Source organism: Archangium sp. Cb G35 (genome assembly GCF_001896145.1).
Lineage (GTDB): Bacteria > Myxococcota > Myxococcia > Myxococcales > Myxococcaceae > Archangium > Archangium violaceum.
The window spans coordinates 570,133-592,086 of sequence record NZ_MPOI01000007.1; the positions used below are offsets into that span (position 1 = coordinate 570,133).

The following is a 21,954-nucleotide window of genomic DNA, read 5'->3' on the forward strand; positions in this document are numbered from 1 at the left end:
CGGCATCCCTGGTGAACAGGTAGCGCTCCATCCCGGGCGTGTGGCGGAATTGCGAGCGCGTCAGCTCGGCCTTCCGGCCAGCTCCTTGGCTGCCTCGATGAAGAGGCGCAGGGGCTTCGAGCGCTGTGCGCGGCTGGGGTAGTAGAGGAAGAAGCCTGGCACGGTGGGCGCGTAGTCTTCCAGCACCCGCACGAGGCGTCCGGAATGCAGATGCTCCTGGATGGCTGGCTCCAGGGCGTACGCCAGCCCCACCCCCTCGGCGGCGAGCGCCACGCCAGTCATCTCGTCGTTGGTGGAGACACCGCCCTGCACCGGGACGCGCCAGATCTTGCTTCCGCGCTCCAGCTCCCAGGCATAGGGAGTGCCAGTCGTTTGTGAGCGCAGGACGATGCATTCGTGCCGGAGCAGGTCCTCGGGGCGCTTTGGGGGGGCGTGCTTCTCAAAGTAGGCCGGTGCACCCACCACCACGAAGCGGAAGGCGTCGGTCAGGCGCACCTGCACCATGTCGCGCTCGATGGTCTCGCTCAGGCGCACGCCGGCGTCGTAGCCCTCCGCGACGATGTCGATGAGGCGCTGTTCGACGACGACGTCTACCTCCACGCGGGGGTATCGCGCCCGAAATGCTGGCAGCACGGGCATGATGAGGAGGGACACCGCCGCTCGTGGCACGGACAGCTTCAGCCGTCCGACGGCCTCCCCGGGCTGGGCCGAGGCCCCGTGGAGGGCGGCAGCGGCCTGGGCAAGGCCCGGACCGGCCTCCTCCACCAGCCGCCGCCCCGCGTCCGTCAGGGCTACGCTGCGCGAGGTGCGGTTGAGCAGGACCACGCTCAGCTGCTTCTCCAGCTGCCGCACAGACTGGCTCACGGCGGCCGTGGAGACGCCGAGCTCGCGCGCCGCGCCACGGAAGCTCTGAAGACGCGCGACGGCAAGGAACACGTGGAGCTGCTGGAAGAGGACATGCTTCATTGCAGGGGTTCCTCCGAAGTGCCGCTGTGGAGTGCCGTGACGGCTCCGCGAACGAGTATGGCCACTTTCGGCAAACAGCTGGGCCACCATCAACCCCTGCTTAACGGCCCGTTCGCTCCCCGCCATCTGGTCCCCGGAGGGCGCGCCGCTTAATCCTTTCAACGGGCCCTGCTGCTCCAGCGAGCACGACACGCAGGGCACTTTGAGAGAGAGAATCATGTCCATCCCACTCGCCGACGCGCCCGTGGCGCCAGCCCCTCGCTCCGCGTCATGGGGCGCCGTATTCGCGCTCACCCTGTGCGTCTCGACGCTCATCGCGTCCGAGTTCATGCCGGTGAGCCTCCTGACGCCCATCGCGTCGGACCTCCACCTGAGCGAAGGCCGCGCTGGCCAGGCGATTTCCGTGTCCGGCCTCTTCGCCCTGCTGACGAGCCTCGTCATCGCGTCCGCGGCCAGGTCCATCGACCGCCGGAAGCTGCTCCTTGGCCTCACCGGCGTGATGCTGGCTTCGGGCCTGGTGACCGCCCTGGCGCCGAGCTTCACCGTGCTCATGCTGGGCCGTGCACTCATCGGCATCGTCATCGGCGGCTTCTGGTCGTTGTCAGCGGCCACCGTCATGCGGCTGGTCCCCGAGCGAGAAGTGCCTCGTGCGCTCGCCCTGCTGAACGGTGGAAACGCGCTGGCCACCACTATCGCGGCGCCGCTCGGCAGCTTCCTGGGCCAGTACATCGGGTGGCGGGGTGCGTTCTTCGCGGTCGTTCCTCTCGCGGCCATCACCCTCGTGTGGCAGTTCTTCACCTTGCCCCCGATGCCCACGCAGCGCGCCGCTCCGCCTCCGAGCGCGTTCGCCGTCCTTCGACGCCCCAAGGCGCTGTGGGGCATTCTGTCGGTCACGCTCTTCTTCATGGGCCAGTTCGCCCTCTTCACGTACCTGCGTCCCTTCCTGGAGACGGTCACGCGGGTTGGGGTGTCCACCCTCTCGCTGATCCTGTTGGGGATGGGAACCGCGGGGCTCCTGGGCACGTATCTCATCGGGTTCCTCGTGGCCAGGCGGCTGTCCGCGGTGCTCATCGCCGCGCCAGTGGCGATGGCCGTCATCGCGGTTGCGCTCGCCGTCTTCGGCCGGTCCCTCGCGGCAACGGCCGTCCTCCTTGGAGGGTGGGGGCTCATCGGCACGGCGGCGCCGGTCGCGTGGTGGACGTGGCTCAGCCGCACGCTGCCGCGCGACGCGGAGGCTGGCGGCGGCCTCATGGTCGCAGCCATTCAGCTCGCCATTACCGTTGGCGCCTCGCTCGGAGGAGTGCTGTTCGACCGTAGCGGCTACCAGAGCACGTTCGTGGTGAGCGCCGCACTGCTCGGGGGAGCGGCCCTCCTGGCCATCCGGTCGTCGAGGGATGCCTGCGTTGGCGATGCCGAGGTCCGCCTGGCGCCGCTGAAGGGCGCCGCCTAGAGGAAGAAGTGAAGGCCCACTGTTAACGAGCGATGAACGACCCGTTCACATTCGACGCGTAGCCCCCGGCGGAGCCGGGTCCTTACGCTTGAGGTGTCGGCGCGCAACTGCGCCGGCCTGGAGAGAACGACATGAACAACCACAAGCAGCGCAGCGGATTTTTGCGGATCGCGATCACCGCCACAGCGATCCTGTCCGGCTCTCAACCGGTCGCGGCCGAGGCCGCGCCATCGAAGCATGCGACAAGAACCAAGGAGAACACCGTGAAGCTCACGAGGGAGTGGGACAAGACCTTCCCCAGAAGCGAGAAGGTCGATCATCAGAAAGTGACGTTCAAGAACCGCTACGGCATCACCCTGGCGGGCGATCTGTATCTGCCGAAGAACCGCACCGGTCAGCGCCTGCCAGCGCTCGCGGTCAGCGGTCCGTTCGGCGCGGTGAAGGAACAATCATCCGGCCTGTACGCACAAGCCATGGCCGAGCGCGGATTCGTCACGCTGGCTTTCGATCCGTCCTATACCGGGGAAAGTAGCGGCGAACCGCGCAATGTCGCATCGCCGGACATCAATACCGAGGACTTCAGTGCGGCAGTGGATTATCTCGGTTTGCAGGCTTCCGTTGACCGTAAGCGCATCGGCGCTCTAGGAATTTGTGGTTTCAGCGGCATGGCTCTGACTGCCGCTACCAGCGATTCGCGCATTAGAGCCGTAGCCACGGTTTCCATGTACGACATGTCCCGGAGCATCAGCCGCAGCCATAAAGACAGCTACACGAAAGAACAGCGCCGCCAGGTGATCGACTACATCAGCCAGCAGCGCTGGGCGGATGCGGAAAATGGCAATTATTCGCCGGGCTTTCACGAAGTCCCGTTTGACGAAAAGGGCAACATCGTCAAAGGACAGCGCATCCTTCCAGAATCATTGCCCGAGAATCCAAACCCGGTCCTGGCTGCTTTCTTCAATTATTACAAAACCCCACGCGGTTTCCATCCGAGAGGCATCAACTCCACCACCGCATGGACTGCTACAACGCCAATGTCGTTCTTCAGCTTTCCGATGTACGCAAACATTGAAATGATTTCGCCGCGCCCAATCCTGTTGGTGGCAGGAGAGAATGCCCACTCGCGTTACTACTCCGAAGATGTTCACGAGATGGCTTCCGAGCCCAAGGAATTGGTGATTGTGCCTGGCGCGGACCACGTGGATTTGTATGACAAGATGGACAAGATCCCCTTCAACAAGCTCACGGAGTTCTTTGCCAAGAACCTGAAGTGAAGCACAGGTCTGCGCGGGCGCGCTGCGAGATTTGCAGGCTTTGGTCAGCTGCCGCAATCCGGGCGGGAGGGCGGGTCAGCGCAGGTCCGAGGGCAGGCGGGGCGAGGCGAGCAGGTCGAGGAATACCTCCCAGCGCCGTTCCAGGGTGGCGCCCGGTCCGGCGCGGCGTTCCACGTACTGCTTCACCAGGTCGCGTCCGACGTTGTAGTTGATGGCATACGAGCGGCTGGCCTCGATGCTCTTCATGACGAGCTCGGCGCGCTCCGGGGACAGCATCGCGTAACGCGTCAGCCAGTCGCGCGCCGCCTCCCTGCCAACCCTCCCATCGAGGTAGGCGCGCGCGGCCTCATTGTTCGCATAGGAGAGCTTCTCGAGCAGCGCTTCCAGCCGCATGTACGCGCCGGCCTGCTTCGGGTCGAACCCCGCGAGCGGGAAGAGCGTGTCACGCACGTAGGCCTCGGCGTCGGGGAAGACCAGCTCGACGCTATGGTCAGCGCTGCCCTCGGCGATGAGGGACATGGGGGAGAAGAGCGGGTACACCGTGAACTCAACCCACCCACGCTCGCGCACCAGGTGCTGCTCCAGCAGCGAGTTGTAGACGTGGTGGCCGGGGTAGCCCTCGTGCGCGGCAATCAGGACGGCGCGCCGGATGACCTCCGGCAGCTCGGTGTTGATCTGGATGACACTGGTCGCGTTGCCCTTGAACCAGTTGTAGGCCCCCCAGGGTTTGTCCGTGACGTACTCCAGCGTGAAGCGCTCATGGGCCGGCAGTGCCACATGCTGGAGCGTGCGCCGGCGGGCCTCGTCGATGGCGGTGCGGTAGACGGCATCGCGCTTGTCCGCGGGAATGACGAAGCGTTGGCGGAAGCGCTCCACCCGCTCGCCCAGGGGACCGGGCCCGGGCACCAGCCGGTCGAGCTGCGCGAGCACGTCCTCGAACTCCGACTCGGGGTGGTGCGGCGCACGTGCGTCGTAGAGGGCCTGAGTCTCTTCGTCGAACGTCAGCTGCTCCCCCGACAGCATCCGCACGCGCGTGGACAGTGCGAAGAGCTGGGTGAGCAGGAAGCGGCGGCGCATCGCCACGAGTTCATCGCCAGGCACGGGCACGGCCTCCACCGCTTTCGCCACCACGGCGGCCCGCTGCCCTATCTCCGCCAGGGGCAGCCGCGCGGCGCGGGCCTCCCGTGCCCACTCCTCCGGTCCGTAATAGGCATCCACGTCGCCCTGGCCATGCTGGTCCAGCGCGAGGACGAGCTTCACGTACTGCTCGGCGGCGGAGTCCAGCGGCGAGAGGTGCTTCGAAAGCGCGGGTGTCGAACCCCGGGTGGTACAGGCGAGCATCACGGATGCAAGGACGAGGGCTGGCAGGAATGGGAGACGCATGGGGAGGCAGTGCTCGAGGGTTGTAGTCGCCACTATCGGGCTTGACCCGATTACGTGGACAAAGACCTCAATGTACTCGAAGAGCGCCGTGCGAGCCCGCGTGGTGTTGAGGCCCGCGCCTCCACAGCCAACAGGCCCAAGCCCCCTGCTCCCCTGCGCTGCCCCTCTTTCTCTTATGCGCCGTTACTCCTTGTTGAACACGAGCTTGTAGGCCAGGGGTCGTGGGAGACGCGAGCTGGTCACCCACGCCTCCATGGTGAGCTGCTTGCCATCCGGGCTGAGCGTGTACGTGTTCACCCGCTGGCCGTCCTTGGACTTGAAGGTCTGCTCGAGCTTGCCGTCCTTCCACCGGGTGCTCACATCGAACTCCTCGCCATCCTCTCGCGTCCACTGGATCGGCGTTCCGTCGGGGGACGTGACGATCGGCGCGCGGCTATCCGTGGTGATGGTCACTTCCGAGCTGGTGTGTGCAATCACCACCCGCCGGTATGGCTGATTGGTATTCGCCAGACGGCTGCGCGCAATGGGGCGCTTCAACATGTTCATCCGCACCACGGTGTGGTCGATCGCCTTGTTGACGTTGTCGCTTGCGGAGACGTCAATGATGTACGTCCCCTGGAGCGAGGGGTTGCCTTCCTGTGCGTGAGCCGAACCCGCGGCGACGAGGAAAAGGGCGAACAGAAGCGCAGAAGATTGAGGGAGCCAACGCATGACAAGCATCCTGAGAGAGGAGAGGAATGGGACAGGGACATTTCGCGATCGGAACACTGGAGCACGGCGGCGGGCGCCGTGAATTGGCATTGAATCTTCCCCCTAGCTCCCGGTGCCGACGAGCCCTTGCTCGCGCAGAGCGCTGACCGTCCGGGAAACGCCTTCGGCAAGTGGCATCGGGGTGAAGTGAAGGTCGCGTTGTGACTTGCGTGTGTCCACACGGACGTCCCACAGGAGGAACGAGAGCTCCCCTGGCGCGAGAAGCGGTTTGAAGCCGAAGGTTCTCGCAAGGGGCGCGGATACCGTCGCCACCACGCTCATCAGCCCCGCGGGCAGTGTCGGGGGCACACGCCGCTGCTCTCCCGCCACGCGGAAGATCTCCCGCACCAGATCGGCATTGCTCACGTAGGTATCCGAAACCAGATAACGCTCGCCTGGTACGCCGTGCTCGGCCGCCGCCAGGTGCGCGTCCGCCACCCCGTCCACGTACGCCACCGACATGCCTCGGGGCGGCAGGGCTGGCATCTGCCGGTTGAGGAGCCGGATGAAGAACGCGTTGACGCCCCCTTGGGCAGGGCCCGGCCCGTAGACCGCTGAAGGGTTGACGTAGACAATCTCGAGCCCCTCCTGGCGGAGACGTTCCGCATCCCGCTCCGCGTCCTGCTTGGAGCGCTCATAGGCGGTGGCCTTCGGCTCGGTATCGAGGCGGGTCTCCACCAGCGTGCCGCCGCTTGGGGCGGCGAAAACGTCCATCGTCGAGGTGTACACCACCCGCTTCACTCTCGCGGCGAGCGCGGCCCGGAGCACGTTCACCGTTCCCAGGTGGTTCACCCGGTCGAAGATGGATTCATCCTTCTGCCACTGCTCGGGCAGTCCCGCGGCGTGGAACAGCCACTCCACATCCCGCATGGCCAGGGGAAGAGAGTCCGGCTCCGTCACATCGCCGCGCACCAGCTCCACCTCCGGAGGCACGACTCGTGCGGCCCGCGCCGGGTCGCGGACGAGCGCCCGGACCTGGTGTCCCTGCTTCAGTAACCGATGAAGGATCGCGTTACCGATCAGGCCCGTCGCGCCAGTTACCAGTGCTTTCATGGGTGCTCCGTCCTTTTCGGGGCCAGTTCCGCCCTCAGCGGCTCAACCGCACTGACCCTCCTTTTTCACGATGTCTCCCGGTATGAGTGCCCGCGGGACTTTTGTATCTGCCGGGAAGGGTGATGGACGGCGGGAGACGGGTGCTCGCTCGCCGTCCAGGGGAGCAAACTCGAGGCGGCCCCCCTGGCAGCGTCACATCGGACCGTGACTGGCTCCAATACAGAGCAGGCCGCACCCAGTCACGACCGAGGTCAGGGAATGAGCGAGTACACGAGCCAGCAACCCGTCACCGACTGGGGACGGATGCAGTCGGCACCTGTCCGGGCTGTTGTCCACCCGGCGGATGAGGAGCAGTTGCGCCGCTATGTGGTGGACGCTGTCGCGAGTGGGGCGAAGGTCTCCATCCGTGGCATTGGACACAGTGCGGGCGGCCAGTCCTTCTACCGAGACGCGGTCATGATCGACATGCGCCACCTCAAGCGCGTGCTCGAGTTCGATGCGGGGTCGCGCACGATCCGCGTGCAGGCCGGGGCCTCGTGGGCGGACCTGACGCCGCTGCTCGAGGTCCACGGTCTGTCCGTCACCACCAAGCAGGAGTTCGACAGCTTTACCCTCGGTGGCTCCATCGCGGCCAATGTGCATGGAAAGACGATCGAGTTCGGCCCCCTGATCGAGAGCATCCAGTCCCTGCGGTTGCTCAGGGCCGATGGCCGCATCATCAACGTCAGCCGCGAGGAGAACGCGGACTTGTTCCCCGCCGTGGCCGGCGGCTATGGGTTGGCGGGGGTCGTGGTGGACGTGACCTTGGCGCTGGCACTGGACCGTGTCGTGGAAAAGAGCGAGGTGATCCTGATGCGATCGGAGCCTCTATGTGCCAGCTACATCCAGCGGTTGAAGTCACCGGGAGAGCGGCCTGCGCTGTGCTACGGCTTCCTGGATGCGACCTGCAGCCAAGGCTTCTACGTCACCTACACCCATGCCCACGAGAACGGTGACGGCGACCTGCGTCGTCTGAAGCGCAACGAGCCGCCACCCTTGCTCTTCAACGCTTTCGTCTGGTTGCAGCAGCGCTCGAAGTTCGCTCGCGACAGGGCTTTTCAGGTGATGGTGCACGCCGCCAGTCACTCCGAGCGAACGCTGCGGAGCCGCAGGCTGTTGTTGTGGGATGACATCCCAGGGGCTTTTGATTCCATGCTGCTCCAGAAGTACGTCGTCCCGGTCGAGCGATTCCACGAGTTCACGCGTGCCGCTGGCCAGATCTTCGCCCGATACCCCGAGCTCCCGCTGCTCACCAATCACTTTCGTTTCGTTCCCGGGAACAGCGAAGCGCTCCTGGCCCTCGCACCTCGAGACAGCATCTGCATGATTCCCTGCTACCTGGCCCGCAAGGACGATGCCAGGTGGGTGGAGAAGCTTGCGCTCGCAACCCATGAGTTGCTCGATGCAGCCCTGGCCCTGGGAGGCAGTTACTACCTGGCCTTCGATACCCTGGCCACTCCGGAGCAATTCCAACGGGCTTATCCGAAAGCGAAGGCTTTCTTCGCGCTCAAGCGTGCGCATGACCCTGATGAAACCTTCTCCAGCTTTTTCTACGAAAAATACGGGGCGATCTCTCCTCTAACGAAAACGGGGGACGTCTCATCCGGAGGCAGCGTGCTCCTTCCAAAGAGAAACGCGCGGCAACTCGAAAACGCCCGGTGAGCCGCACTACCTCCTATGCTCTGGAGAGCGTTCTGGCCATGACGGCCTCCGCGCACCTCGCCGCGGGCCTGCCGGCGGTCTCCGGGTCTCCCACCGCCAGGCGCGTGAGGTCCTTCACATCCAGGGTGTACACCTTCTGCCTGGGTGACACCGGTGGCCGCACGGCGTTGCTCGTTTCCTTGCATTACTCTCCAGCTCGCCGTCTCATGACCTTCGAGGGGGGAGCGAAAAACTGCTCCCGTGAACGAGTACCCTCGAACCCACCCAGGAGCGTGCATGCGGAATTGGATGAAGCAGTTCGGTACCCGCCTCAGCCTCGTTGTCTCCCTCGGTGTCTCGTCGGCGGCCCTGGCATATCCACCGCAGTGCGTGGATGTGTGCACGTGTGAAAGCTACTGCAACATGGACTGTTACGCTGGCGCCACCTTCAGGACCACCTGTGGAGAGGATGGCGCGCTCTGCAGGGAGGTCTGCGGGACCGGCGCTACCCAGGCATCCCTCAGCCAGGCATCCCTCAGCCAGGACGCCCAGGAGCAGCAGGACGCCTCCCGGGACGTGTGCACCGAGCAGGCCCAGCCGTCCGCTTCCGCGGAGAGCTGAGTCCACGGCCGAGCGGGAGGAGCGGGTCCGGCTGCGCACCTGAAAAGCCTCCGCCCGCGAAGCACTTCTGGCCCGCTCTTGGCCGCCATGCCGGAAGCCTCGAGCCATGGGGCGGGTCAGGTCTTCATTGCCGGCGTGAAAGAAAACTCACGGGTCCTCCGTCCCCGCCGTGCTGGCCAGCAGTGAGCGGCAGCCGAGTCCCTCTCCAAGCGCCGCGAACTGTTCGAACTCAGAGAGGCTCAGCACTGGCACGTCGTCCGCACTGAGATTGTCCGACGGCCAGGGCGCCTCGAGCGGCTCCGCCACCAGCTCGAAGACTTCAGACGGTGCCACCCCACGACTCCAGTTGGTTCCGGATGACTTGCACAGCCCGGGCTGGATAACGCTCCATCCGGTGCGCGAGTTGCTCCTCCGCGAAGGAGAGGAGTTGCCGGGCACAGTGGCCGGGCTCCAGCAACAACAGGTGATGGAGCGTCCGCCCTTGGTCCGGGAACTCCCGTTCGAAGCGGCGGAACGGATCGAGGTTGTCGAGCCGGGTCTGGCTCTCCGTGGGCGCCCGGTGGGTCAGGATCCGCAGCAGATGACCCAGCGCATGCTGCTTGATGAAGGATGACCCGCTGAGCACCTCACCGCGCGCGGTGCGTCCCGCGCCGACCAGCAACGCCGACAGGAAGAGCGCGAAGGAGCGCTCCACGTCGACGGAGGAGGCCTCGGCCGCGGACTTCGTACGCAGGTGCGACAGGCCGGCCTCGAGGCGCGTGCGGTCGAACAGCACGCGGTAGTCGTTCACCTTCGCCAGGTGCAGCTCGGCTTCGTCGAAGATGGCGAACTCCAGCAGGTGGCCATCGTCATAGAGCACCTTGAGCCCATGCGCCGTCTCCCGCACCTTCAGCACGATGTGCTCGCTGTCGGGCAACCAGCCCAGGTCCTGGCGGAACGACTCCTGCGCACCCGGAACCGTGATCACGAAGAAGTCATGATCCGACCACGTGTCGGGCGTACGCCCGAGCTCCGCCATCGAGCCCACTGCGACCAATCCCAGGACGCGCGTATCGGTCTCCAGCCGGGCTCGCAATCGCTGAGTGAATGAACGGTAGAGTTCCAGGTCCATGAGGGCCTCGGACGTTACCAGAGCGAATTGCATGCATCATTCCGCGGCGTGAGCTTTTCAGGCTCCCGTTCGTTTCGGTATGTCACGTGGCCGCACGCACCGGGGGACGCAGCTCCCGCCGCAGCTCACGTGCCCGCTCCTGTTGCCCCGTGGCCTCCAGCGCCTTCGCCGCGAGCTCCAGCGCCTCCGCTCGGCCCCATGCATCCTCGCCGCAGGTAGCGTCCAGGGCCGCGAGCGCCGCGTCCACCCCGCCCCGAGGCTCGCGAGCCATCACACTCCGCGCCACCAGGCACGCGAGCCGGCTCCGGAACAGGCCGAACCCACAGGCCGCCGCCAGCGACAGGCCCTCCCCCGCTTCCCGCTCCGCCTCGGCCCACTTCCCTTCCGCCAGCACTACCCGTGCGGCGAGCTCATGACAGCGCAGCAGCATCTCCACCTCGTTCGAGGCGCGAGACCAGGCGCGGGCGTGGACGAGGTGCTCCCTCCCCTCCTCCAGTTGGTGGTCCTCCACTGCGAGCAGCCCCAGCACGGCGTGGCAGTGCGCGACATGGCCACCCCACCCCAACCGCTGGCACTGCTCCAGGTTGTGCCTCGTTGCCTCGCGCGCGAACTCGCGGCGGCCCAGGGCGAGCTCATGCTCCGCCTGCCAGAGCGCGCGGCGGGCCACCGGCGGTCCGCCGAGCGCGTGGGCCCTCTCGAAGTGCTCGTCCGAAGCAGCCACCTCACCCAGGTCGTGCAGCACCAGCCCCAGGAGGGCGGCTCCCCGCGCGGCGTGGGCCCGGTCCTCCCGCTTCAGCGCCTCGGCCAGGGAACGGCCGAGCAACTCCCGCGCGATCGTGAGCCGCCCGCGCAGCCGTTCGGTATAGCCCAGCGTCCGCAGCCCCGTGATGAGCGCCACCCCATCCCCCGTCCGCTCGGCGAGCGCCACGTAGGTCTCGTAGCAGCGCACCGCGAAGGCGAGCTCGCCCAGCGCTCCCGCGTAGAGACCCCAGTCGTAGGCGAGTTCACCGCGAATGGCCTCTGGCAGTGACTCGGGCAGCCGCCGGGGGTCTCCCTCCAGCGCGAAGGTCGACATCAGGCGCGCGCCCCGGCTCATGTCGCCGAGCCGCAGGCCCAGGTGCTCGAAGCCACCCAGGCTCCGGGCATAGAGGCTGTACGCCTCGAGCGGCAGGCCCGCGCGCAGCGTGTGGAGCAGCAACGCCTCGTAGGCATCCAGCCGCGTGCCATCCCGGGGCGGCTCGTGGACGCGGGTGTCGAGGCGCGCGGCGAGCCGATCCCGCTCCAGCGCGTGAATGAGCTCGGGGGCAACACCCAGGAGCGACTTGAAGTAGTCGCGCAGGAAGGGGTGCGTGGAATAGAGCGCCTGCCCCTCTCGCGCCTCGAAGACGAGACCGAGCCGCTCCAGCCGCGCCAGCGTCCGCCGCAGCTCCGCCCGGCCCATTCCCGCGAGGCTGCCCGCGAGCGCGCCTCCCGCCTGGGCGATGGTCTCCAGGGCGTCCTCGTCCACGCCGCCTCCGAGCACGCAGAGGCGGGCGAGCACGTCGCGCTCGCGCTCCGGAAGTGCCCGGGCGTAGGCCGAGAGCACCGCCTGGAGCCGGCGGGCCAGGAGATCGTCGCGCGCGGCCTCGGCGAGTGGCACCTCCTCGAAGCGTCTCACGTCCCCGCCGAGGAAGCTCCCCACGTAGGAGCCCATCATCGACACGGAGAGGGCGTGCCCGCCCGTACTCACGAAGAGCTCGCGCAGGGCGCCGCCTCCCCCGCTCAGCCCCCAGAGGCGCAGCAGTTCCACCCCTTCGTCCTCGGAGAGCGGCGCGAGGGCAATCGTCCGCAGGCCACTCCCCTCCCAGGCCTCGAGGTCGGCGAGCGGCAGGCGCGACGTCATCAGCACCCGCGCGGCACCGAGCCCCCGCGTGAGCGACGAGAGCAACCTCCGCAGGGAGGGATCCAGGAACTCCCCCCGCGCGCGCCCGTCTCCGCCGTCCGACTGCACCACCTCCAGCCCGTCCAGCACGAGCAGGTGCGGCGGCCCTCCACCCAGCACATCCTGGAGCCGCTCCAGACGCTCGCCCGGGGCCGCCTCATCCCCTCGCGTGAAGTAGCGCAGGGCCCGCGCGAAAAAACCCTCGACACGGGGGGCCTCGTAGAAGCTCCAGACGAAGGTTCCCCCCGGGCGTGGCCCCTCACCGAGGCCGGACACGACGCGCTCCGCCACCGCCGTCTTCCCCGCCCCGCCGAGCGCCACCAGTGCCACCGCCCGCTCCGCCGGCCGGGGCGCCACCGCCCAATCGGACAGGAAGGAGAGCACCTCGCCGCGCCCGACGAAGTGGCGCGCGTGCTGGAGAGCGTGGGCGAAGTGGGTCCGCCACTCCGTCTCCTCGGCCTCGCGGGCTTCCGGCGCCGCGGGGAGTAGCTCGGCCGGAGGCGGGGGGGCCTGGGAGTCGTCCACCAGCAGGTCCGCCTCGGCGAGGCCAAACTCCGCCGCCAGCCGTTGAATCATCTTCCGGCGGGTCGGGTGGCGCACCGAGAAGCCCCCGTCCGCGTCGTTGACGGCACCTGACTCGTAGCGACGGTACGTGCGCACATCCACCCCCACCGCCGCGGCGGCCTGCTCCTGGGTCAGGTTCAGGTCGAGGCGGGTCTGGAGCAGCAGGGCATGGTGGAAGCGTGGCACCGCCGGAATGGTAGCAGACAGCCTGGCCTGTCTCGTGGGCGCGGAGTTCTGCCCGGTTCTGCCCGGTCCCGCCCGGTGGTGCCCTGGAGGAGAAAGCCCGCCCGACGCACTCTGAGGGTATGAACTCCACAGACACAGACCTGAACGGAATGCCCCTCCCCGAGCGGACGGTCCTCACGGAGGATGAGTCCATCGTCACCGTCGCGAACTTCCTGTCGCCCGAGGAGTGCGAGGCGCTCATCCGGCAGACGCTCGCCGAGGGCTACCAGGACGCGCCCATCACCACCTTCCGGGGCTTCGCGATGAGGCCCGACATCCGCAACAACACCCGGGTGATGAAGGACGACACGGTGATGGCGGGCCGGCTCTGGGAACGGATGAAGGGCTTCGTCCCCGTCCACCACTGGCGCATCGGCACCTGGCGCGCGCATGGGCTCAACGAACGCTTCCGCTACTACCGCTACACCGAAAGCCAGTACTTCAAGTGGCACAGCGATGGGCCCTTCATCCGCTCGCCGGAGGAGCTGAGCCTGTTCACGGCGATGGTGTACCTGAACGACGGCTTCGAGGGCGGGACGACGGACTTCCAATCCGGGACGTCCGTCGCTCCGCGCCGCGGCATGCTGCTCCTGTTCGAGCACTCGCTCATGCACCAGGGTGCTCCGGTGCTTCGTGGGCACAAGTACGTGCTGCGCACCGATGTGATGTTCCGTCGCTGAGGAGGTTTCTCCAGGCCGGCCCTATGCCTGGCTCGCCGCGTCCTGGAGTTTCTCCAGGCTGAGGATCTCGATCTTCCCGTAGGTCAGGCGGACGGCGCCCCGGGCCTCCAGTTCCTTGAGGATCTGATTGGTCGTCTGCCGCGAGATCGCCAGCATCAGCGCGAGCTGCTCCTGCGAGACATCGATGACCCGCCGCGGACCCTCGCGCAGGTTCCCATAGCCTTCCGCGATCATCAGGAGGCGCCGCGCCAGACGGGCTGGCGCGGGCAGCAGCGACAATTCCTCCAGCGCGATGAACATGAGCCTCAGCTTGTGGCTCATGAGCAGGGCGAAGTCGCGCCAATATCGCGGCTCCTGGGCGAGCATCGTCTTCAGCGCCGCCTGTGGCACCTGCAGCACGCGGGTGGCGCCTTCGGCGATGGCATCGTGGGTGCGCGGCTGGCCATCCATCAGGGAGATCTCCCCGAACCAGTGGGGCGGCTCCATCAGCATCAGCAACGCTTCCTTGCCGCTCTCGCTCACCCCGCTGATGCGGATGGTGCCTTCGACCACGCAATAGAGGCCGCAGGGCTGGTCTCCGCGTGAGAACAGCCGCTGGCCGGAGCTCAGCCGGCGCACCACGGCCGCGTCGAGCAATCGGGCCCCCAATTCCTCGGGAATCTCCTGGAACCACCGGCCGCTGAGGATGAGGGGCCGACAGGCCCGCACGTGCTCGTCTGTCATTCTGTGCTCGGGGCAACAACCGTGTCGGCTACCCGACAGACCCGGTCCGCGCCTGGGGCCATCATGGAGGGCTCGAACAACCGAGGAGAGCCTACATGAAGACGCTGGTGGATCATCTCGCTCAATACGCGGCCTATCACCGCGACCGTCGCAACATCGCCACGCACTTCGTCGGCATTCCGATGATCTTTCTGGCCGTCGCCACCCTGTTGTCCCGGCCCGGCTTCGAGGTGCTCGGGGTCATGCTCTCACCGGCCACGGCCGTCAGCCTCGCGTCGGCGCTCTTCTACTGGAGGCTCGACGGACGCTTCGGTCTGGTCATGACCCTGGTGCTGGGTGGAGCGCTGTGGTTCGGTCAGGTGTTGGCCACCCAGGCCACGGCCACCTGGCTGAGCGTGGGGCTGGGCCTGTTCGTGGTCGGGTGGATCATCCAGTTCGTCGGGCACTACTACGAAGGTCGCAAGCCGGCCTTCGTCGATGACCTCATCGGGCTGATTGTCGGGCCCCTGTTCGTCGTCGCCGAACTGGGCTTCCTCCTCGGGCTGCGGGACGAAGTGCGCCGCGAGGTGGAGGCACGGGCGGGGCCGACCTGCATCCGTCGCGGGAACGAGGCCCGCGCGTGATGTTCCGGCGCTGAGGAAGTCCCGCTGTTTTCAGGCCCCGATGCGTCTCCTGCTCAACGGCGGCCCACGGTCTCGATGTGGCCCTGGAGCGCCGCCGCGAGCGGGGGCACGACGGCACGTGGAATCGTGTGCCCCATCCCATCGATCGTCACCAGGGTCGAGCACGGCAGGGTCTCCGCCAGGAACCGCGAGTTGGACTCGGGATTGGTGGGATCCTCCGGGGTGGCGATCACGAGTGTGGGCACGGTGACGTGAGCGAGCTCCGCCCCCCGAGCCAGTCCGGAGGGGTCGGCGCGCGCATGGGCAGTTGAGGTATCGTGACGGCCGGCGTGGTCGATGATGCGTCGCTCGAGTGCACGGAACTCCCCGGCATCAAAGGGAATGACCTTGCCGTTGAGCCTGCGCCAGTTCTCGACCCGCCATTCAATCTGCGCCTCGCGGTCACGCGGCTCGAACATGTGGCGCCAGAACTCGTACAGGCCGGGGTCCACGGGGGCTCGCGCCGTCACGTTGGCGCGGGCGGGCGCGCCTTCGAGGGCGGGCGCCCCGATGACCGTCGCGCTGAGCAGCCGCTCGGGATGCGCGACCAGGAGCCACTGCACCAGGAAGCCTCCCAACGACAGGCCCACGACGTGCGCGCGCTCGATGCCGAGCGCATCGAGGATGGCCAGTGCGTCCTCGGCCATCCGGGTCGCTGAGTAGGGAACCCTGTCGAAAGCCCAGGTGGACGCTCCGGTGTCCCGGTGGTCATAGCGGATGACCCGGTGCTTCCGGGCCAGGGCCTCCACGAGCTCGTCGGGCCAGACCAGCCCCGAGACGGTGGAGCCCATGATGAGCAGAACGGCGGGCGCATCCTCCGGCCCTCGCGATTCGACCCAGAGCGAGACTCCCTCGGCGACCTCGACGAAACGTTCCATGGTTCCAGCTTCGCAGAGCGGCACGAGAAGGGACTCATCTTCTGAGCGGATGCCCCTCGAGCACCGGCGGGTACCTGAACGTTCGCTCTCCCATTCTAGCGATTGCACAGGAGCAAGAGGGTGTGTTAACCGCGTCGCGCGAACGAACGTTCGTTCACTCAGGCCGTCGTGAACACCCCCTCGGTGCGTTTCTGCTCGAACAGCACACGCGCTGAAACGGGTCCTCGAGACCTCGCGGCCCCAACACCGTCCATGAGCGACCACGTCATCCACCGCAAAGTCCTCGCCTTCCTGCTGCTGCTCCCTCTTGGCTTGATGCTCTACCCCGCCCTGCAATGGTTCCGGGTGACGGAGATCGAGCAGGATCTGGTGCGGCTGCCGCAGCAGTTGGAGCAGTTGCGCCACCCGCCCGATACTGGAGAGAGCGGTCGCAAGGCGGAGATGAAACGGAGGGCGATGGAGTCTCGCGCCAGCCGGATCGAGGAGAAGCTGCGCTTTCTCGAGGCGCAGCCCGGCAGTCTGATGCTGCGCCGCGTGCTGTCGATCTCCGCGCTGCTCGGTGCGTTTGGCGCCTTCGTGATGGGCCTGGGCATCGTGCTGAAGATCCGCGTCGACAGCGACCGCGCGCACCGCTCGTTCGATTACCTGCTGGATCATCTGGGGGCGAGCTTCGACACGGTGTCGCGGATGCTGCTGTGGCACATCGGACTGATGCTGACGGCGCTGACCGCCACCGCGCTGTACGAGGTGGCCTGGACGTATACCCACTGGGCCACCCACGGCTACGTGGCGCTGGTGTTCACCTCGCCGTTGTGGGGCGCCATCTGGTGCACCGCCTGGTTGTTCTTCCGCGCCCGCCGCGAGCTGGCTCCACTGGAGGACTCGAGCGTGGACGTGCTCGGCCGGGTGCAGACGCGCGACGACGCGCCGGGGCTGTGGAAGTGGATCGACAGCATCGCCAGAAAGCTCGACGTGCCGCGGCCGGACCATATCGTGGTCGGCCTGGTCCAGGGCTTCTTCGTCACCAGCACGCCGGTGCGGGTTGAGCCCCAGCAACACCTGCTGAGTGGCCGCACGCTGTACATCCCACTGACCTTCGCCAGTGTGCTGAGCCAGTCCGAGACGGCCGCGATCATCGGCCACGAGCTCGGGCATTTCTCACACAACGACACCGACCATGGCGCCCGGCTGTCGCCGCTGTATCAGCGCATGCAGCAGAAGATCGCCGTGCTCATACAGCAGGACGAGGACAAGCCGAGCTGGTTCAACCGTCCAGCCATCTGGGCCTCGGTGTATTACCTCGACCAGTTCGACCGCGCCTATCATCACTGGAGCCGCCAGCAGGAGCTGGCCGCCGATCAGGTGGGCGCCCGTGTCGGTGGCCCCGCCGTGTGTGCCTCGGCGCTGATCCGGGTGACCGCGGTGTCCGATGTGATCGATCAGCTGTTGGCCGATCCGCGGCTGCGGGGGAGCAACCTGCTCCAGGTCCTGCAGGATCGGCTACGGCGGACCGAGCTGACGCTGACCCGGGAGACGCTGGAACACACCATCGCCCACCCGATCGATACCCATCCTCCGACCCGTACACGGCTCGAGGCCCTCGACGTATCACTCGACCAGGCGCTGCTGCGGCAAGCCACTCGCAAGCTCGGAGAGGCGGAGACCTCATGGTTCTCGCGAATGCTGGCCATCCGCCCCCACGCCGCCTGAAACCCCGCCGTTCTTCCCAAGGAATCCGTCCATGTCCCAATCCCGCTCCATCGACGCCACGCTGAACCTGGCGCAGTCGCTCAGCGAAGACTTCGCCCACCGCAGCAAGGCCGATCAGGCCGAGGCAATCCGCGAGCTCAAGCAGATCATCGCCAACGCACCCGAGCGCAGCGAGTTCAGCGACACCAAGAAGTTCTTCTACACCATGCCGTTGTCCGGCGCGGTGCTGCTGGTGCTGGCGATCTACATCATGAGAACGACGACGTCGCCGAGTTGGGGAGTGCTCGCCGGCATGCTGGGGCTGGTGCTGTTCTCCTTCGTGCTCGCCTACCAGCACCGCAATGATGGTGCGACGCCACACATGGTGCTGACCCGCACCGAGTTGCAGGTGAACAATCTGTCCGCGCCGCTGCCGCTGGTCGAGGTCACCGGCCTGGAGATCGTCGAGCCGTCGCAGACCTGGATCAACTTCCACGTCGGCGAGAACACCCGCCTGCCCACCGCGAAGAAGGTTCGCGGCCTGTTGATTTCACAGGCGGTGGTGTTCCCCAAGAGCAAGCCTCGCCGCATCGCGGTGAGCATGGTCGGCATCAAGGTCAACGGTAAGAAGCTCGACTGGGATGAGACCATGGAGCTGCTCGAGCGGCATCTGCAGGCCGCCCACGCGACCGCTGAACTTCACGCGCTCCGGCCCCGCTAGCTCCGTCGCGCCAGGTCCTGTCTTCCTGGGGGACATATGAGGGGCTCCGGCAATCGTCTCAGGCGGTGGAGGCCCGCACGGCGCGCTCGTCCCGCACGGACCACATCGAGAGCACGACACCGATGATGGCCGGGAGCGTGACCGCTGGGAAGTCACGCGGGATGGCCGAGGGTCCGCAAATGCCAACCCCCACTTCCCAGAGATGGAAGAGGGCATGGCCGCAGAGCCAGAACGTGGCCGTCGACCAGAGGATGCTTCGGGCACCTGGCCTGGAAGCACCGCTCAGGAAGGCCACACCCAGCAGGAGAAAGATGAAACCGATGTCGCGCAGGAAGTGCTGGTTGAAGGGACCGGTGGTGATGACACCGGGCACCGCGAGATACCAGCTCCCGGGCGACACGAGCATGTAGATGCCGTTCGCCAGCAGACCGGCGCCCATCAGCCGGGCGGTACTCAGAGCGAGTGTTCTGGACATGGCGGCTCCTCTCACCGGGTACTGGCGGCGGACCGGGCGAGCCATTGCTCGAAGCGGGTGGGCATGAGCCGGGCTCCGTCATCGGGCGTGAGGGAGCGGTCATCCAGCCGGATGCCAAAATAAGGGGCTTCCGCGTCGATGCGGATCTCGAGGGACTTCCCGTTCGCGCTCAGGTAGCGGCGAATCAGCTCGGCGAGGGGTTTTTTCTCGGGACCGGCGACTTCGAGCGTGGCATTGGCGGGCGCGGCGAGCACCACGTCGGCCAGCGCCGAGGCGACATCCTCGGCCGCCATGGGCTGCACGAGCGCGGGCGAGAGATGCACCTGGGTGCCCTGGGTGGAGGACTGCGCGATGGCGCCCAGGAATTCGAAGAACTGCGTCGCGCGCAGGATCGTGTACGGAATGGCGGAGGCCTTGATCAGCTCCTCCTGCGCCATCTTCGCGCGGAAATAGCCGCTGCCGAGCAGCCGCTCGGTCCCGACCACCGAGAGCACCACGTAATGCCGGACGTGGGCACGCTTCGCGGCAGCGAGCAGGTTGCGGCCCGACGTCTCGAAGAAGTCCAGCACCGCCTTGTCCTCGAAGGACGGCGAGTTGGAGACGTCGACGAGCACCTGGGCGCCCGCCAACGCCTGCTCCAGCCCCACGCCGGTGACGCTATCGACTCCCGTGGAGGGCGATGCCGCGACGGCCTCGTGCCCCGCCTGACGGAGCTTGCCCACCAGATTCTTCCCGATCAGTCCGCTTCCACCGATGACGACGATCTTCATGTCCGATACCCCTGGCTGTCGTGCGGGAGGCCGGGGCTCTTGGACCCTGGCGCCCACGTTCGCCCCCAGGACGAGCCGGACCGCGATCCTGTGACATCGACGAGGGTCTCCGCTCCGCGCCGGGTGAGGCCTGTCTTTTCAGGCACTTGGCTCGCCTGGGCCCCCTGAAAGACCCCCAGAATCACGGACCAGGAAACTTTCTACGGGATTCTCGGAGAATAAGGGTGTCGCAGTACTCGCACTCAAATTCCGCCGAGGTCTCCCCCCCATGTCCGGCCTGAACGTCAACCGCTCCCAGACCACGCCGCGCACGCAGCCCGCGCAGACGCCCGTCGCCACGCAGCCGCAGAGCCGCGTCACCACCTCCGGCGAGGTCAATGCCACGAGCGCCAACGGCCACGTCGGCTATGACACGGGCTCGGCGTTCGAGGCGAGCACCCAGGGCACGCTGCCCGGCGGCGTGCAGGGCGAGGCGCACGTCAACGGCCCGAGCTTCAAGGTGGACGGCAACGCCGAGGCCAAGGTGGGCCCGGGCGGCATCGACGTGAACCTCTCCGTGGACGTGAGCGCCACGGCGGTGGAGGCGGGCGCCAGCGCCACCAAGACGTTCACGGTGGATGTGGCGGGCGAGCAGATCGAAATCACCGTGGACCTGAGCGCCGAGGGCGTGGTGGGTGCCGACGGCAAGCTGAACCTGGACATCCACATCGGCACCGACGGAAACGTGTCCATCCAGGCCGGAGCCGAGGGCTTCGCCGGAGCCCGGGGCGCGCTGACGGGCGGCGTGACGGTGTCTCACGAGGGCCGTGAGCTGGCCTCGGGCAGCGTGGAGCTGAGTGGCACGGCGGGCGTGAGCGGGGATGCGCACGCCAACATCGAGCTGACGGGCGAGGGCCTCACCTTCGACGTGGGCGCGGAGGCCGCGGTGGGCGCCGGCTTCGGCGTGGACGTCAACGGCAGCATCAACGGCGGCAACACGGCGCGCTTCCTGGGCGAGGTGCTGGGCGGCCTGGCCGAGGAGGGCGTGGAGTGGGCCGGTGACAAGCTGGAGGACGTCGCCGACTGGGCGGGTGACCGGTTCGAGGACGTGAAGGACTTCATCGACGACATCATCCCGGACATCGACCTCACGCCGTGGAATTGATTCGGCCGGGCGCTTGGTAGCATCCTCCTCGCATGGCCACCGCGCGTAGCGCCAAAGAAGGTCTCAAGCTGATGACGATGGGGCTGCTGAAGGAAGCAGCCCGTGAGTTCGAGGCAGTGCTGGCGAAGAACCCGCAGGACGCCACGGCCTTGCTGGGTCTGGCGCGGCTGCATCTCGCGCAGCACCACCCGGACGAGGCCCGGCCGCTCCTGGAGCAGCTGCTGGTCCTCCACCCCCACCATCCGGAGGCGCTCGGGTTCCTGGCGCGGCTGAAGGTGGAGAAGGACAAGGACGAAGGCGCGCTGAACGAGCTGCGTGCGCTGGCGAAGAACCCCAAGGCGGGCTTCACCGAGTTCTACAACCTGGGCTACGCGCTGCTGAGCCTTCCGGGCAAGGAGGAGGAGGCGTCGCAGGCCTTCGTCCAGGCCCTGAAGGCGGAGCCGAAGAACCCGCACGCGACGACCTACCTGGGTGTCTCGGTGTGGCGACAGGGGCAGCTGGAGCAGGCGCTCAAGTGCTTCAAGTACGCCGCCACGCTGGCGCCCCGCGAGTCGCTGCCACTTTCACTGGCCGCGAAGGTGCTGGTGCAGCAGGGACAGATCGGCAAGGCCCAGCAGGCGTTGAAGAAGGCGATCCAACGTGCGCCGCGGAACGCGGAGCTGCACGAGGAGTTCATCAAGCTCTGCATCTTCACGAACAGCCCGAAGGCGGCGCTGCCCTCGGCGCTCGAGCTGCGGCAGTTGCAGCCGAAGAACCCGAACGGGCCGTACCTGCAGGGCCTGGTGATGCTGACGAGCGGCAAGGTGGAGGACGCGCGGCGGCTCTTCCGGGAAACGCTGGGGCTGGCACCGGACTCGTGGGAGGCGCGGCTCGGACTGGCGCGTGCGCTGCAACTGGGCGCGGACAAGGATGTGGCGCAGGCGCGCACGCTGCTGGAAGAGGCGGTGGCCCGAGCGCCGACGGAACCGGGGCCGGTGAACGAGCTGGCGGTGCTCTACCTGGAGAAGCCGGAGACGGCGGCCAAGGCGAAGGAGCTGCTGGCGAAGGTGCTGACGGTGCACCCGGACGAGCCGGGTGCGAACCTGAACATGGCGTTGGCCCTGGTGAAGACGGACAAGGCCGCGGCGGCTCAGCACGCGCGCAAGGCCCAGAAGAGTACGGATCCGAGCGTGCGTGAGCAGGCGGAGCGCCTGTTGAAGCAAGTGGCCTGAGTG

At 67.1% G+C, this 21,954-nt stretch carries 21 protein-coding genes; 10 read left to right on the top strand and 11 right to left on the bottom strand.

All coding sequences use genetic code 11. From position 1 onward, the window contains the following. Positions 1 to 60 precede the first annotated feature (60 nt). Positions 61 to 966, bottom strand: a complete 906-nt coding sequence (locus BO221_RS23855) for a LysR family transcriptional regulator (RefSeq protein ID WP_073562765.1) — start codon at positions 964 to 966, stop codon at positions 61 to 63. Positions 967 to 1,183: 217 nt separating this feature from the next. Between BO221_RS23855 and BO221_RS23860 the strand changes: the two genes are divergently transcribed. After that, on the top strand, positions 1,184 to 2,416 hold the full coding sequence (locus BO221_RS23860; protein ID WP_073562766.1) for an MFS transporter: 1,233 nt from the start codon (positions 1,184 to 1,186) through the stop codon (positions 2,414 to 2,416). A 131-nt stretch (positions 2,417 to 2,547) separates the two neighbouring features. Then, positions 2,548 to 3,690, top strand: a complete 1,143-nt coding sequence (locus BO221_RS23865; protein WP_083681301.1) for an alpha/beta hydrolase — start codon at positions 2,548 to 2,550, stop codon at positions 3,688 to 3,690. 75 nt (positions 3,691 to 3,765) lie between these two features. On the opposite strand, the gene BO221_RS23870 is transcribed toward BO221_RS23865, so the two are convergent. The 3 genes from BO221_RS23870 to BO221_RS23880 all read right to left on the bottom strand — a co-directional run bounded on the left by BO221_RS23870 (position 3,766) and on the right by BO221_RS23880 (position 6,876). Further along, positions 3,766 to 5,073 (bottom strand): hypothetical protein, encoded by a 1,308-nt coding sequence (locus BO221_RS23870; protein WP_073562767.1) that lies wholly within the window; start codon positions 5,071 to 5,073, stop codon positions 3,766 to 3,768. Between the two features lie 183 nt (positions 5,074 to 5,256). Further along, positions 5,257 to 5,784 carry a hypothetical protein gene (locus BO221_RS23875; protein ID WP_073562768.1) on the bottom strand — a complete coding sequence of 176 codons (528 nt, stop codon included), beginning with the start codon at positions 5,782 to 5,784 and terminating at the stop codon, positions 5,257 to 5,259. 102 nt (positions 5,785 to 5,886) lie between these two features. After that, a complete protein-coding gene (locus tag BO221_RS23880) occupies positions 5,887 to 6,876 on the bottom strand; it encodes an NAD-dependent epimerase/dehydratase family protein (protein WP_073562769.1) in 990 nt (329 codons plus the stop codon). A gap of 258 nt (positions 6,877 to 7,134) precedes the next feature. Between BO221_RS23880 and BO221_RS23885 the strand changes: the two genes are divergently transcribed. Then, entirely contained in the window at positions 7,135 to 8,577 is a 1,443-nt protein-coding gene (locus BO221_RS23885) for an FAD-binding oxidoreductase (RefSeq protein WP_073562770.1), read from the top strand. Positions 8,578 to 8,853: 276 nt separating this feature from the next. Then, positions 8,854 to 9,177: a hypothetical protein gene (locus BO221_RS23890; protein ID WP_073562771.1), complete on the top strand. Its 324-nt coding sequence runs from the start codon at positions 8,854 to 8,856 to the stop codon at positions 9,175 to 9,177. Between the two features lie 147 nt (positions 9,178 to 9,324). On the opposite strand, the gene BO221_RS23895 is transcribed toward BO221_RS23890, so the two are convergent. Genes BO221_RS23895 through BO221_RS23905 form a run of 3 tightly spaced genes read right to left on the bottom strand, consistent with a single transcriptional unit; the run spans position 9,325 to position 12,959 of the window. Then, on the bottom strand, positions 9,325 to 9,510 hold the full coding sequence (locus BO221_RS23895) for a hypothetical protein (RefSeq protein WP_073562772.1): 186 nt from the start codon (positions 9,508 to 9,510) through the stop codon (positions 9,325 to 9,327). Then, positions 9,497 to 10,321, bottom strand: coding sequence for a hypothetical protein (locus BO221_RS23900; protein WP_073562773.1), 825 nt, complete (start codon positions 10,319 to 10,321; stop codon positions 9,497 to 9,499). The genes BO221_RS23895 and BO221_RS23900 overlap by 14 nt, the downstream gene beginning before the upstream one ends. 49 nt (positions 10,322 to 10,370) lie before the next feature. After that, positions 10,371 to 12,959, bottom strand: a complete 2,589-nt coding sequence (locus BO221_RS23905) for a helix-turn-helix transcriptional regulator (protein ID WP_073562774.1) — start codon at positions 12,957 to 12,959, stop codon at positions 10,371 to 10,373. 119 nt (positions 12,960 to 13,078) lie between these two features. Here BO221_RS23905 and BO221_RS23910 point away from each other — a divergent pair, with 119 nt between their 5' ends. Continuing rightward, positions 13,079 to 13,678, top strand: a complete 600-nt coding sequence (locus BO221_RS23910) for a 2OG-Fe(II) oxygenase (protein WP_198956164.1) — start codon at positions 13,079 to 13,081, stop codon at positions 13,676 to 13,678. 21 nt (positions 13,679 to 13,699) lie between these two features. On the opposite strand, the gene BO221_RS23915 is transcribed toward BO221_RS23910, so the two are convergent. Next, complete coding sequence (locus BO221_RS23915; RefSeq protein ID WP_073562775.1) at positions 13,700 to 14,401, bottom strand: Crp/Fnr family transcriptional regulator; 702 nt, start codon at positions 14,399 to 14,401, stop codon at positions 13,700 to 13,702. A gap of 95 nt (positions 14,402 to 14,496) precedes the next feature. Between BO221_RS23915 and BO221_RS23920 the strand changes: the two genes are divergently transcribed. Continuing rightward, a complete protein-coding gene (locus BO221_RS23920; RefSeq protein WP_073562776.1) occupies positions 14,497 to 15,024 on the top strand; it encodes a DUF962 domain-containing protein in 528 nt (175 codons plus the stop codon). Between the two features lie 53 nt (positions 15,025 to 15,077). Here BO221_RS23920 and BO221_RS23925 read toward each other — a convergent pair whose 3' ends face one another. Next, complete coding sequence (locus BO221_RS23925; protein ID WP_073562777.1) at positions 15,078 to 15,941, bottom strand: alpha/beta fold hydrolase; 864 nt, start codon at positions 15,939 to 15,941, stop codon at positions 15,078 to 15,080. Positions 15,942 to 16,193: 252 nt separating this feature from the next. Between BO221_RS23925 and BO221_RS23930 the strand changes: the two genes are divergently transcribed. Both BO221_RS23930 and BO221_RS23935 read left to right on the top strand, forming a co-directional pair. After that, complete coding sequence (locus BO221_RS23930) at positions 16,194 to 17,651, top strand: M48 family metallopeptidase (protein WP_073562778.1); 1,458 nt, start codon at positions 16,194 to 16,196, stop codon at positions 17,649 to 17,651. Positions 17,652 to 17,682: 31 nt separating this feature from the next. Further along, positions 17,683 to 18,351 carry a hypothetical protein gene (locus BO221_RS23935; RefSeq protein WP_073562779.1) on the top strand — a complete coding sequence of 223 codons (669 nt, stop codon included), beginning with the start codon at positions 17,683 to 17,685 and terminating at the stop codon, positions 18,349 to 18,351. 58 nt (positions 18,352 to 18,409) lie between these two features. Here the strand turns inward: BO221_RS23935 and BO221_RS23940 are convergent, their stop codons facing one another. Both BO221_RS23940 and BO221_RS23945 read right to left on the bottom strand, forming a co-directional pair. Next, positions 18,410 to 18,826, bottom strand: coding sequence for a hypothetical protein (locus tag BO221_RS23940; protein ID WP_073562780.1), 417 nt, complete (start codon positions 18,824 to 18,826; stop codon positions 18,410 to 18,412). 11 nt (positions 18,827 to 18,837) lie between these two features. Continuing rightward, on the bottom strand, positions 18,838 to 19,596 hold the full coding sequence (locus BO221_RS23945) for an SDR family oxidoreductase (protein ID WP_073562781.1): 759 nt from the start codon (positions 19,594 to 19,596) through the stop codon (positions 18,838 to 18,840). Positions 19,597 to 19,864: 268 nt separating this feature from the next. Between BO221_RS23945 and BO221_RS23950 the strand changes: the two genes are divergently transcribed. Continuing rightward, positions 19,865 to 20,740, top strand: coding sequence for a transporter (locus BO221_RS23950; RefSeq protein ID WP_073562782.1), 876 nt, complete (start codon positions 19,865 to 19,867; stop codon positions 20,738 to 20,740). A 32-nt stretch (positions 20,741 to 20,772) separates the two neighbouring features. Further along, positions 20,773 to 21,951 (top strand): tetratricopeptide repeat protein, encoded by a 1,179-nt coding sequence (locus BO221_RS23955; protein ID WP_073562783.1) that lies wholly within the window; start codon positions 20,773 to 20,775, stop codon positions 21,949 to 21,951. Positions 21,952 to 21,954 lie beyond the last annotated feature (3 nt).